This is a genomic window from Thaumasiovibrio clandestinus, assembly GCF_047250365.1.
Classification (GTDB): domain Bacteria; phylum Pseudomonadota; class Gammaproteobacteria; order Enterobacterales; family Vibrionaceae; genus Thaumasiovibrio.
The window spans coordinates 34,290-46,835 of record NZ_JBLBVL010000022.1 but is presented as its reverse complement, the minus strand read 5'-3'; the positions used below and the strand labels follow the sequence as shown (position 1 = coordinate 46,835).

Genomic DNA, 12,546 nt, shown 5'->3' with positions numbered 1-12,546 from the left:
TTCTCGAATTTATGCAACGTTGTCGAAGTAGCCTTGCAGCGCAATGAGTTGCGCTGTGGCATCCTCAATTGCGTTGAAGGTACGGCGAAAGGCTTTATCAGTGTCATGCGCCTGTAAATACCAAGAAACGTGCTTACGCGCGATTCTCGGGCCTAAGAACTCACCATAAAAGCGGTGCAGTTCAGCGACATGACCCAACATAGTTTCACTGATCTCTTCAAAAGAAGGAGCAGGAAGCGTTTCACCTGTTGTTAAGTAGTGTTGGATTTCCCGGAAAATCCATGGTCTTCCTTGTGCAGGGCGACCAATCATTAAAGCATCTGCACCGGTATACTCCAGCACAAAGCGAGCTTTTTCTGGTGAATCAATATCACCATTGGCAATCACCGGGATAGACACGGCTTGCTTAACTGCTTTAATTGAATCGTATTCCGCGTCGCCTTTGTACATACAAGCACGTGTACGACCGTGAAGGGCCAGTGCTTGTATACCACAATGCTCTGCGAGCTGTGCGATTTCGACACAGTTTCGGCTTTCAGGATCCCAGCCTGTACGCGTTTTCAGCGTAACAGGGACATCGACGGCATTTACCACCGCTGTTAGAATCTCTTCTATCAGAGCGGGATGCTGTAATAATGCCGAGCCTGCCAATCTTTTGTTTACCTTCTTGGCCGGACAACCCATATTGATATCTACAACTTGTGCGCCATGCTTAACGCTAAAGCGTGCGGCATCAGCCATCAGTTGTGGATCGGCACCTGCAATTTGAACCGAGCGAACGCCCGATTCACCTTCATGCACCATACGCTGCCTTGATTTCTGGGTATCCCAGCAATCAGGGTTAGCAGTCATCATCTCGCTTACTGCCATTCCTGCGCCAAAGCGCAAGCACAGTTCACGAAATGGCCTGTCGGTTACACCCGCCATGGGTGCGACAATCAATGGACTGTCGAGTTGATAAGAACCAATCTGCAAAAGACGTCACCTTACTATGTCAGCAAGGGCGCGCATTTTACGCATTTTTTCGCCGCCTGAAAAGACCATTTTTTGAGCATTTTGCTATTGACTAATAAAAAGTGATAAAAATTAGCCAGTTGTGCAAAAAAAAACTTCATCAGCGGCAAATTACGCTGTGTTATCAGGCTGTTACTTGTGGCCTGAAATGCGGCACCAATCCTCTTTTACTTGGGTTGGGTCTAGAGCCAATTCATCACTGTAGAAGCTTGCCACATCGTCAGCTTGGGTTGCTAAAACACCAGAAATAGCGAGTTTGCCTTGTGGCTTAACTAAGGCCTTTATTGGCCCTGACAGTTCGCGCAGTGGGCCCGCAAGAATATTGGCCACGACGATATCGGCTAATAGACCTTCAGGTTGATCTTGAGGTAGGAATAGCGCTAACTTGTCAGCGACACCATTGCGTTCAGCGTTATCTTTGGAAGCAATAATTGCTTGTGGGTCGATATCAATACCGATCACTTTTGCCGCACCTAATTTAATCGCTGCAATGGCTAAAATGCCAGACCCACAGCCAAAGTCGACCACAGTTTTACCGGTTAAATCTTGACCGTCTAGCCACTCTAAACAAAGGGCTGTGGTTGGGTGGGTCCCCGTACCAAATGCCAGACCTGGGTCGAGCATGACGTTAACCGCATTTTCGTCGGGAACATCGCGCCAGCTAGGACAGATCCATAAACGCTGGCCGAATCGCATAGGGTGGAAGTTATCCATCCACTCGCGTTCCCAATCTTTATCTTCGAGTTGTTCAACTTTGTGGGCAAAGTCATTCGCTAGCAGAGGGCTGTTCTGCAAGGCTTCAATGACCCATGTCATGTCGCTCTCAGCATCATAGAGGCCAACAATATCCGTATCTCCCCATAGGCGAGTTTCGCCCGGTAAAGGTTCGAATACTGGAGTATCTTGTGCATCGAGAAAGGTGACAGATAAAGCGCCTGTCTCTTCCATTAGCATATCACCAATGGCTTCTGCGTTATCGGCAGTGGCGTTGAGTTTGAGTTGAATCCAAGGCATGATTGCTCACTCTGAATAAAGTCATAAAAAGATGGCGCGCAGTCTAGCATGAAAGCTCACTGCGCGCGCTGTGATTACTGCGCCAGCTCAGCATGGCGAGTTGGCTGTGTGAGTAGGCTTACGGCAACAAAACTGATCAAGCCCAAGCTTAACGTTGGTACGATAATATGTACGCCGTGAAGATCCGGTTTAATGACACTGAGGGTGATGTAAGAGACCAGCCCCACCAGCATTGAGCTGAACGCGCCGTGTGCATTTGCTTGTTTCCAGTATAGCCCGAGTACTAAAGGCCAAAGGAAAACCGCTTGTAGTGCCCCCATGGCAGTGAGGTTTAACCAAATAATCATCTGCGGAGGATTGGTGGCTGCGACGAACACAATCACGGTAAAGATAACCGTTGTCCAGCGTGACAACTTGCTGAGCTTGTGGTTGTCACTGTTGGCTTGCGGGTTAATGTAGTTTAGGTAGAGATCTTTCACCATGGTGGCAGAAGCCTGAATCAGCTGTGAATCAATGGTCGACATAATCGCCGCCATTGGTCCGGCCAGAAAGAGCCCTGCAACGAATGGTGGCAGCACTGTCATCATTAACGTCGGCATGATCTGATCGGGCACCGCAATTTCGGGCACGATGGCACGGCCTAATGCCCCCGCAAGGTGCATACCCAGCATTAAAATTGCCATCATAATGGTGCTAATGACTATACCACGGTGAAACGCGCGGCTATCGCGATACGTCATACAGCGAAAGGCTGCGTGAGGCAGACCAATAACCCCGAAGCAGACCAGTATCCAGAAGCTCAGAATAAATGGTTGGCTAATGAAGCCATCTGGCCCATGCGGAGAGACCAACCCTGGGTCGATGCGATGAAGTTCAGTGACTAGGTTCCCTAAGCCGTCTCCAGCGATAAGGACCCCTATTAATAACGCGAAGGTACCAATTAGCATCATAATGCCTTGTAGGCTATCAGTCAGCGCGACGGCACGAAAGCCGCCAATGGAGGTATACAGTCCGACGGTAATTGCGAAGATGCTCAGAGAGGGCAAATAGCCCAAGCCTGTTACGGTTTCAAGTAAGCGGGCTGCACCAACGAATTGCACTACCATGGTACCGAGAAAGGCCAGCAGTAAGGCTACCGAGGCAAGGATAACCACACCGCGATGCTGGTAACGCGCATAGAGCATATCGTTGATGGTGAGTGCATTATGGCGTCGCGCTTCAATGGCAAATTTCTTTCCTAGCACGCCTAACGTTAACCAAGCTGCTGGCAATTGAATCATAGCCAGCAATACCCAACCTAAGCCAAACTGATAGGCCGCACCAGGCCCACCAATAAAAGAACTGGCACTGGCATAGGTTGCCGCTAATGTCATGGCGAGCATAAAGCCCCCCATGGTGCGGTTGCCAACAAGGTACTCGGTTAGAAAGTTGCCTTGTTGAGCACGACGAGACCACCAAGCGATAGCAAACATCGCGGCTAAGTAAAGAACAACAGGGATAAGTAGAGGATTATTCACTCTCTTCCTCCACATCCAGAGGCATGTCACGGTAGACGAACTTCACCATTACGGCGCATAGCAGTGTAAAAATAATGGGTCCGGCGACACAGGCGAGCAGAAACCATAGTGGCATTCCCCAGTAAAGTGTGGGTAATGCTTCATCTTGTGGTGCAAAGCCATAGGCTGAGCAATACCACCAAACAAAGTAGGCGAGAGCGAGACCTAGCGCCCAGCGCGCTTCGCGATGCGCTTGATGGTAACGAGATAGCAGAGTGTGCATGCGAACTCCTTTGACAGCGTGCCGATGCATGATATGTGCGTTAAAAACGCGCATTCTGGCAAAAGCGGCGACGAAATGCCATGTTTTCCTGTATCGAGATCTAAGTTTGATCGGTGACAGATCAGAAAAGGCAGTCTTATCGACTGCCTTTGTATTTGATTTTAGTGTGTTACTTGATGCTATTGTAAGCCGAGTTTTTTCTCAAGGTAGTGGATGTTTGCACCACCATGCTGGAAGTTTTCGTCTTTCATAATATCAAGCTGTAGCGGGATATTGGTTTTGATACCACCAATGATCATTTCACTGAGTGCATTTTTCATGCGTGAAATGGCAACATCACGGTTTTCACCAAAGCAGATCAGTTTACCGATCATGGAGTCATAGTAAGGCGGAACAGTATAGCCCGTGTAGATATGCGACTCCCAACGTACGCCCATGCCACCCGGTGAATGGAAGCGATCAATTTTCCCCGGACAAGGCAAGAAGCGCTCAGGGTCTTCGGCGTTGATACGGCATTCAACGGCATGGCCACGAATTTGGATATCATCTTGAGTGAATGATAACGGCTGTCCTGCTGCAATGCGTAGCTGCTCTTTGATAAGGTCAACGCCAGTCACCATTTCTGTTACTGGGTGCTCTACTTGAATACGGGTGTTCATCTCAATGAAGTAGAACTCGCCGTTTTCATATAGGAATTCAAATGTGCCCGCGCCACGATAGCCGATCTCTAGACAAGCACGAGTACAACGCTCACCAATGTACTTACGCATCTCTTCGGTGATGCCTGGTGCCGGTGCTTCCTCAACCACCTTTTGGTGACGACGCTGCATAGAGCAGTCACGCTCACCTAAATGAATCGCACCACCTTGGCCGTCGGCAATAACTTGCACTTCGATATGACGTGGGTTTTCAAGGTATTTCTCCATGTAAACCATGTCATTATTGAAACACGCTTTTGCTTCTGCGCGGGTCATTGCGATCGATTCAACCAAGTCTGCATCACTGCGTACCACACGCATACCACGACCACCGCCGCCGCCAGACGCTTTAATGATAACGGGATAGCCGATGCGCTTAGCAAAGGCGCGGTTCTTGGTATTATCATCATCCAGTGGACCATCAGATCCTGGAACACAAGGTACGCCAGCTTTTTTCATTGCGGTAATGGCAGAGACTTTGTCACCCATTAAGCGGATCGTTTCTGCTTTCGGACCGACAAAAATAAAGCCACTGCGTTCCACTTGCTCTGCAAAATCGGCATTCTCTGACAGAAAGCCATAGCCAGGGTGGATAGCCACTGCGCCAGTGATCTCTGCGGCAGCAATAATGCGTGGAATATTCAGGTAACTTTCCATTCCGCTGGCAGGACCAATACAGATCGCTTCATCAGCTAATAGAACGTGCTTTAGGTCTCTATCGGCTGTTGAGTGAACAGCGACCGTTTTAATACCAAGCTCTTTACATGCTCGCAAAATGCGCAAGGCGATTTCGCCGCGGTTGGCGATTACTAATTTATCTAACATAGTCGCTCCGCGATTATTCGATCACAAACAGTGGTTGATCGAACTCAATCGCATCACCATCGTTGGCCAAAATAGCTTTAACAACCCCAGCCTTGTCAGTTTCAATCTGGTTCATCATTTTCATTGCTTCAACAATGCACAGCGTATCACCAATATTCACTTGGCTACCGATTTCGACAAATGATCCGGCTTCTGGGCTCGGTGAGCGATAGAAGGTACCAACCATTGGTGACAGAACTTGATGCCCGCTTACCGCTGGTGTTTCTGCTGGTGTTGCAGGAACCTCGGCGTGAGTAACAGCAACAGGTGCCGGTGCTGCTGTTGGAGCAGGGGCATATTGAACTGGAGCGGCAACCGTTGCAGCACGGCTGATACGCACTGACTCTTCACCTTCAGAAATTTCTAGTTCGCTAATGCCAGACTCTTCAACCAGCTCAATCAGTTTTTTAATTTTACGAATGTCCATGTCTATTTCTCTATAAATTGTTGGTGATACTGAGTTAACTCAGTTGCGTTATTTGGTTGCGTTAAGGCTACCCAAGGCGGCAGTTAACGCAAATTCATAGCCCTGCGCGCCCAGCCCGCAAATAACCCCTTCAGCTTTATCTGATAAGTAGGAGTGATGACGGAAAGGTTCTCGCGCATGAACGTTGGATAGGTGCACTTCGATAAAAGGGATAGCAACGCCCAGCAAGGCATCACGTATCGCAACACTGGTATGAGTAAATGCGGCAGGGTTGATGATAATAAAATCAACCTGACCTAACGCCTGATGAATAGCGTCGATAATCAAATGTTCGGCATTTGACTGAACATGCTGCAAGTCTACATTGGCTGCTTGGGCTTGCTTTTTCAGCCGTGTAACGATGGCATCAAGGCTATCATTGCCGTAGTGCCCTGGCTCACGCGTGCCCAGTAGGTTCAGGTTAGGTCCATTTATTAACAAAATGCGTCGATTTGCAGGCATATTTGGTATAATCCATTTAAAATGCAGGTAAAAGTAGTTAACTTGAAATTACGCTCATAGCATAGTGAGTTTTAACGAAGCATAGGTGTCTTTCTTGGTTTTCCTGCAATTATAGAGAATTCGCTGCAAATCGCAGCAAAATACTGGTCTTATCTCATCAAAAGCTTCTAATTTGTTCAATGGTGAATATCTATTGATTAGACATAATAACGACACGCCTGCTCGATTTTTGTACTGATTTATGTCGAAACTGGAGTGGTGCTCACAAAAAAGCCGCCTCAGAGAGGCGGCAAAGGAGTGTATTACGTTATTTGGTAACCTGTTATAGCACTTGCTGTTTCTCAGCAATGAGCTTGTCGACAACACTTGGATCGGCCAAGGTAGAGGTATCACCTAAGTTACTGGTGTCGCCGGTGGCAATTTTACGCAGAATGCGGCGCATGATTTTGCCTGAACGTGTTTTTGGCAGTGCATCAGTCCAGTGCAGAAAATCAGGGGTTGCGATTGGACCTATCTCTTTTCGCACCCACTCTTTGACTTCTTTATGTAGTTCAGCACTGGGGATTTCACCGGCGTTCAAGGTGATGTAGGCATAGATAGCTTGGCCTTTGATATCATGAGGAACGCCGACAATTGCTGCTTCGGCGATTTTGTCGAAAGCAACTAACGCTGATTCAATTTCAGCCGTACCCATGCGGTGGCCAGAGACATTTAATACGTCATCGACACGGCCGGTAATCCAATAGTAACCATCTTCGTCGCGGCGCGCGCCGTCACCAGTGAAGTACATGCCTTTAAAGGTAGAGAAGTAAGTCTGTTCAAAGCGATCATGGTCACCATAGACAGTACGCATTTGGCCCGGCCACGAATCGAGGATAACGAGGTTACCTTCTGTTGCACCATCTAGTAGGTTCCCCATATTATCGACCAAGGCAGGTTGTACGCCAAAGAAAGGACGCGTGGCTGAACCGGGCTTGAGTGCGGTGGCGCCAGGCAATGGCGTGATTAAGATACCGCCAGTTTCGGTTTGCCACCATGTGTCGACGATTGGGCAACGGCTATCACCGATGGTGCGATGGTACCACTCCCAAGCTTCGGGGTTTATTGGTTCGCCAACTGAGCCCATAATACGCAGTGAACTGCGCTGGGTATCTTTAATCGCTTCTTCGCCCTTTGCCATTAAGGCACGAATGGCGGTAGGAGCAGTATAGAGAATAGAGACTTGATGCTTGTCTACCACTTGACTCATGCGATTTACATCAGGGTAATTTGGTACACCTTCAAATAAAATCGTGGTCGCACCATTAGACAGTGGGCCATAGACAAGGTAGCTGTGTCCGGTGATCCACCCGACATCGGCGGTACACCAGTAGATGTCGCCTTCTTGATAGTCGAAAACATACTTGAAGGTCATGGTGGCATAAACGAGATACCCACCAGTGCTATGGAGTACACCTTTGGGTTTCCCTGTTGAGCCGGAGGTATAGAGGATAAATAACGGATCTTCCGCATTCATTGGCTCAGGCTCGCAGTTGCTTGACGCAACGGCAGTGGCTTCATGCCACCAGACGTCGCGGTGGCTGTGCCATTCTACGTCATTGCCAGTACGTTGGAAGACGATGACTTTTTCAACGGTTTTGACGTCAGGGTTGGTCAACGCTTCATCAACATTTTTCTTCAGAGGTACAGCTCGACCCCCTCGTACGCCTTCGTCAGCAGTAATGACCACTTTGGCGTCCGAATCGATGATACGGCCAGAGAGTGCTTCAGGGGAGAAGCCACCAAAGACGATGGTATGCACGGCGCCTATACGGGTACAAGCCAGCATCGCAATAGCAGCTTCGGCGACCATCGGCATGTAGAGACAGACGACATCGCCTTTGCGAACGCCTTGGCTTTTTAAGGCATTGGCAAACTTGCAAACTTGCTCATGCAAATCGCGATAGGTCAGGGTAGCGTCGTCGTTAGGATCATCGCCTTCCCAGATAATGGCCACTTGATCACCGCGGCTTTCGAGGTGACGATCAATACAGTTAACTGAGACATTTAACTCACCATCTTCAAACCACTTAATGCCGACATGACCCGTATCGAATGAGGTCGATTTAACTTTCGTGAAGGGGGTCATCCAGTCGACAATCTGCCCGTGCTCGCGCCAAAACCCCTCTGGATTAACCACAGATTGCTGGTACATTTCACGGTATTTAACATCGTCAATATGTGCTGCTGTCGCTAACTCGGGTTGTACGGGGTAGATATGGCCTTCGCTCATCCTGATCTCCTTTCTGCCTCTTGCGGCGGGATTCCTCTTGATTTGTATTAATAAAAGTGACGGATCTTGGCTAGAACGGCAATTAGACTTTCGGATATATCATGACCAGCGATTATCGACTTAATGGGGCTATTGACGCTGTTACCACCTTATTTCAATCGGTTAGGGGCGCGAGTTTAGTGACAAACCCCCGTGAGTTAGACGAACGTAGATAAGGGCTGCGGTAATTGCATCTTCTAATGCATCGTGCCTATCCGGAATGGGAAGATTGAGTTGGCGACTGATGGCGTCGAGGGAGAGATCGCAATAGGCATTAGGCAATATCCGATCTAAGCGCTGATGATAAAGGGTCGAGACTTCGACTAAGCGATTGGGCAGTGGGAAGTCGAAGTAACGTTTAAAGTACCGATCGAGTATCTGTTTATCATAGCGGATGTGATACCCCACCAGAGGGCGGTTGCCAATAAACGCCATCAGTTCGCTGAGGGCGCTTTCTACTGATTGGCCCTGATGAAGATCCTGATGCCGTAAACGGTGTATGGTGACAGAATCCGCATTTAGGCTGCTAGGGGCTTGAAGAGTTAAGGTGAGAGATTGGCTGGTCAGAATCCGATTGGCTTGGATCTTCGTTGCAGCAATCGTCACCAGTTCGGCACTGTTAGGGTTGAGGCTGGTGGTTTCACAGTCGAGTGAAACAAGTTCATCCCCTTTATAGCGTTCGAATAAAGAACGGTATGATGAAGCGCGTAATTTGTGCCGATACCAACAGCGAGTGACAATGTTCATGGATAACCCTCTTAATCGCGTATTTGATAATGAAACGCCAGCCATTGCTGGAACTTCTTAACGACATGCAGGCTGTGGCGTAATAGGTCCCGCTCACTGCGTTCTAGGCTTTCTGTGTGCAAAATGGTCCCTGCACTGGGATCATTCAGTTGTTGGCGTAAACGTAGCTTAATAAATAGCTTCAATGCTTCGCTAAGGTTGGCCACGGTATCCGCTTCAAGAACGCCTTGCTGCAGCAAGGCCTCAAGGCGCAAGAACGTGTTGGTGACATCGATCCCCTTTTCTAGGCTTACTGTTCGCACACCATGCACGATAGGAAAGATGCCGCCTTTTTTTATGTCTAAGCCCTGATGGCTTTTTTTCAATTTGCCGAAAAGGGTGAGAGGCACGCTAAACTGCAGGGCGGGCCGCACAAAGGTGGCCAGCAATAACTGCTGCTGTTTCATCTCCCTTTGCAGCGTATGCGCGAGGCTATTGAACAGTGATAAGTTGCCAGCCACCGGATGAGCATCGGCCAAAATGGCGAGAGAATACAAGCTTTCATCTGTGCCGCGAGCTTTCGCTTGTACTATCTGTTTTTGCCACTGTTGCTGCGACTTAACCCATTGTGGGTTATTGACCATGACATTCCCGGGGCAAGGCGGGTAGCCAAGGTGGATTAAGGTTTGTGATAAACGTGCCATACACGCCTGTGCATCCGGCCACTCGATGTCATTGCGCAGTATGAGTGCGTTGTCTTGATCGGTTTTTAAGATTTGTTCACCGCGCCCTTCTGAGCCCATCACGATAAGGCAACAGTGTTGTTGCATTTCGATAGGGACATGGAGCTGAAAGGCTTTTTCTATGATGCGTTCATTGACGGAGGCGATAAGTTCCATCACAAAGCGGGTGTGGATACCGTTATTGAGTAATGTTTGTACTAGCTTTGGTTGGCTATTGGCTGCCAAGGCCAGCTCATCAATGGTTTCTGCACGGGCGATACGCAGCGTCAGTACATGAGAGTGAGTGGAGAATAGACTGAGGATCTGCGTCAAATCGAGCATGCCAGCGATGTCGTCATCACGCATCACCAGCACGCGCTTTACCTTATTACGCGTCATCGCCATGGTGGCATTAAATAAGTACTCACCGAAGCGCACGCTGACGACTGGCGTGGTTGCGATCTGACCGACCGGCGTCTCGGCATTATTGTGATCGAGTAAGGTAGCATGTAATAGATCGGTGCGGGTGATGATGCCAATCTCATTCGGCATCTGCACAAAGGCGCAATCGATATTGTCTTGCTGCATGCGCAGTGTTGCTTGATAGAGGGTGGTGGCCTCATCAATCACAATGCAGGGTTGGATATTGTCTTCATCAATGCGAGTTAAGATAAATTCCGCCAAGTTTTGCTGTTGATGCGCCGTTTCAAGGAGCTGTTGTCGCGCAGCTAGGTTGCTATCAAAGTAAGCGGCGAAGTCCGCATTGGCCTGATAGAGCTCAATAAAGCATGCCTTGCTGAGCAGATAACAGAGCGTATCTTCAAGAGCGACATAGCTATGTTTACACTGAGGTTCAAATTGCGCACGTACATCAAAGAGGTCATCTTGAGTGTAATGACTGAAAAGTGTACCGCTATCGTTATCACGCTCTTCTACCACCCCTTTGATGATAATGAATAACGACTGACATGTTTGCCCGCCGTCGATAAGCGTATCGCCTTCACGATAATAGGCAACATCTAGGGCGTGCTTGAGCTGCTTTTGCTGCGCGGAAGAGAGGCGGTTAAATGGCGCTAAGCTGGTATCAAATTTCTCAGGCATTCTGACTCCATAAAGCCGAAGATTCTATTAGATAGTGTGTACCACGGAAGGCAAAGGCTCTAGCCGACTTTAGTCTATGCGGATGAATAATGGTGCGACAGTGAGTGTGGTCAGGCATAATGCGGGCGAAAGAAGTCTGCTGTTCGCGATGCGTTATCAAGTATAAGGATTATTCAATGTTACGCCCATCTCCCTATGCCTACACCTCTCAATACCTTTTTGGTTTCTTTTTTAGTTACGGTATTTATTTACCCTTTTGGGCTGTTTGGTTTGCTTTTATGGGAATGGAAGCAAAGGAGATAGGGTTGTTAACCGGGCTGGGATTGATTACTCGGGCTGGGTGCAACTTGCTGTTAACGCCACGTATTTATCGCCCAGAGCAATTGTTGCCGGCTATCCGCTGGATCACCGCAGCCAGCGCAGTGGTTGTAGGTCTGCACCTGTTTGTTGGGGGGGAGTTTTGGCTCTTGGCGCTGATCACCATACTGTTTAATATTTGCTACGCACCATTGATCCCATTGGGGGACTCTTTAACCAACTATTACCAGGTAAAGCAGCAGTTAGACTATGGTCGTACCCGTTTATGGGGCTCGATTGCCTTTGTGGTGGGTAACTGGGTGGTGGGGAGCATGACGGAGCAGTATGGTGAGAGTGTCATTCCATGGCTCGCGCTGGCCGGGCTGATAGCTGCAATGCTGCTAAGCTGCCGCACTCCCACTTTACAACCGATAAGTAGCGTAACTCGAGCCAAGCGGCCCTCACTGCGACAGTTATTTCGTCGTGGAACCGTGGTGCGTTTCTTGCTGATCACCTCGTTGTTGCAAGGTAGCCATGCCGCCTATTATGCATTCAGTGCTATTTCATGGCGTGAGCTTGGCGTAAGCGATTCATTGATCGGTGTGTTGTGGAGTATTGGTGTGATGGTCGAAATTGGCGTCTTTCAGTTTGGTGGACGCTTTTTCCTCACTTGGCCGATTCACCGTATGATGCGCTTAGCAGCCATGGGGGTGGTGATACGCTGGGGGCTATTAGGTACAGTCACAAGTGTCTGGTGGCTGAGCATAGCGCAATCGTTGCATGGTATTACCTTTGCAGTGGCGCATCTGGCGGCCATTCGTTATATACAGCAACAACATGAAAGTGAGCGTGTAGCATGGCAATCACTGTATAACGCCATTCCCCTTGGTTTGATGATGGGCGGACTGAGCATTTTGTGTGGACCGCTGTATGCCGTATTACATCAACACGTTTTCCTCGTGATGGCACTGTTTGCTATTCCAGTATTTTTTATTCGCATTCAGAGTCATGGGCCGTTATGTGCGCAGAGATCGGCGGAAAAGGACTAACGGTTCTCAATCCGATGATGCAACAACAATTAGTACTAGAGTC

11 protein-coding genes are annotated in these 12,546 nt (G+C 48.8%); 1 reads left to right on the top strand and 10 read right to left on the bottom strand.

What is annotated here, in order from left to right:
• Window positions 1-9 precede the first annotated feature (9 nt).
• From dusB to ACKLNH_RS18800, 10 genes are all read right to left on the bottom strand, one after another.
• A complete protein-coding gene (dusB, locus tag ACKLNH_RS18845) occupies window positions 10-975 on the bottom strand; it encodes a tRNA dihydrouridine synthase DusB (protein ID WP_413113809.1) in 966 nt (321 codons plus the stop codon).
• A gap of 171 nt (window positions 976-1,146) precedes the next feature.
• The gene (gene prmA, locus ACKLNH_RS18840; protein ID WP_413113808.1) at window positions 1,147-2,028 is read right to left on the bottom strand and encodes a 50S ribosomal protein L11 methyltransferase; all 882 of its coding nucleotides are present in this window, start codon (window positions 2,026-2,028) and stop codon (window positions 1,147-1,149) included.
• A 74-nt stretch (window positions 2,029-2,102) separates the two neighbouring features.
• Window positions 2,103-3,545, bottom strand: coding sequence for a sodium/pantothenate symporter (gene panF, locus ACKLNH_RS18835; RefSeq protein ID WP_413113807.1), 1,443 nt, complete (start codon window positions 3,543-3,545; stop codon window positions 2,103-2,105).
• Window positions 3,538-3,807, bottom strand: coding sequence for a YhdT family protein (locus ACKLNH_RS18830; protein ID WP_413113806.1), 270 nt, complete (start codon window positions 3,805-3,807; stop codon window positions 3,538-3,540). The genes panF and ACKLNH_RS18830 overlap by 8 nt, the downstream gene beginning before the upstream one ends.
• 179 nt (window positions 3,808-3,986) lie before the next feature.
• A complete protein-coding gene (gene accC / locus ACKLNH_RS18825; RefSeq protein ID WP_413113805.1) occupies window positions 3,987-5,330 on the bottom strand; it encodes an acetyl-CoA carboxylase biotin carboxylase subunit in 1,344 nt (447 codons plus the stop codon).
• 13 nt (window positions 5,331-5,343) lie between these two features.
• A complete protein-coding gene (gene accB, locus ACKLNH_RS18820; protein ID WP_413113804.1) occupies window positions 5,344-5,796 on the bottom strand; it encodes an acetyl-CoA carboxylase biotin carboxyl carrier protein in 453 nt (150 codons plus the stop codon).
• Between the two features lie 48 nt (window positions 5,797-5,844).
• The gene (gene aroQ / locus ACKLNH_RS18815) at window positions 5,845-6,297 is read right to left on the bottom strand and encodes a type II 3-dehydroquinate dehydratase (protein ID WP_413113803.1); all 453 of its coding nucleotides are present in this window, start codon (window positions 6,295-6,297) and stop codon (window positions 5,845-5,847) included.
• Between the two features lie 322 nt (window positions 6,298-6,619).
• A complete protein-coding gene (acs, locus tag ACKLNH_RS18810; RefSeq protein WP_413113802.1) occupies window positions 6,620-8,569 on the bottom strand; it encodes an acetate--CoA ligase in 1,950 nt (649 codons plus the stop codon).
• A gap of 162 nt (window positions 8,570-8,731) precedes the next feature.
• Window positions 8,732-9,355, bottom strand: coding sequence for a 3'-5' exonuclease (locus ACKLNH_RS18805; protein ID WP_413113801.1), 624 nt, complete (start codon window positions 9,353-9,355; stop codon window positions 8,732-8,734).
• An 11-nt stretch (window positions 9,356-9,366) separates the two neighbouring features.
• A complete protein-coding gene (locus tag ACKLNH_RS18800) occupies window positions 9,367-11,157 on the bottom strand; it encodes a DUF294 nucleotidyltransferase-like domain-containing protein (protein WP_413113800.1) in 1,791 nt (596 codons plus the stop codon).
• A 176-nt stretch (window positions 11,158-11,333) separates the two neighbouring features.
• On the opposite strand from ACKLNH_RS18800, the gene ACKLNH_RS18795 reads away from it, so the two are divergent.
• Window positions 11,334-12,503, top strand: coding sequence for a 3-phenylpropionate MFS transporter (locus tag ACKLNH_RS18795; RefSeq protein ID WP_413113799.1), 1,170 nt, complete (start codon window positions 11,334-11,336; stop codon window positions 12,501-12,503).
• The last annotated feature ends 43 nt before the right edge of the window (window positions 12,504-12,546 follow it).

Coding starts and splice junctions, on each gene's coding strand:
- prmA (WP_413113808.1), bottom strand. CDS start 2,028: ATGCCTTGGATTCAACTCAAACTCAACGCCACTGCCGATAACGCAGAA.
- ACKLNH_RS18830 (WP_413113806.1), bottom strand. CDS start 3,807: ATGCACACTCTGCTATCTCGTTACCATCAAGCGCATCGCGAAGCGCGC.
- accC (WP_413113805.1), bottom strand. CDS start 5,330: ATGTTAGATAAATTAGTAATCGCCAACCGCGGCGAAATCGCCTTGCGC.
- accB (WP_413113804.1), bottom strand. CDS start 5,796: ATGGACATTCGTAAAATTAAAAAACTGATTGAGCTGGTTGAAGAGTCT.
- aroQ (WP_413113803.1), bottom strand. CDS start 6,297: ATGCCTGCAAATCGACGCATTTTGTTAATAAATGGACCTAACCTGAAC.
- acs (WP_413113802.1), bottom strand. CDS start 8,569: ATGAGCGAAGGCCATATCTACCCCGTACAACCCGAGTTAGCGACAGCA.
- ACKLNH_RS18805 (WP_413113801.1), bottom strand. CDS start 9,355: ATGAACATTGTCACTCGCTGTTGGTATCGGCACAAATTACGCGCTTCA.
- ACKLNH_RS18800 (WP_413113800.1), bottom strand. CDS start 11,157: ATGCCTGAGAAATTTGATACCAGCTTAGCGCCATTTAACCGCCTCTCT.
- ACKLNH_RS18795 (WP_413113799.1), top strand. CDS start 11,334: ATGTTACGCCCATCTCCCTATGCCTACACCTCTCAATACCTTTTTGGT.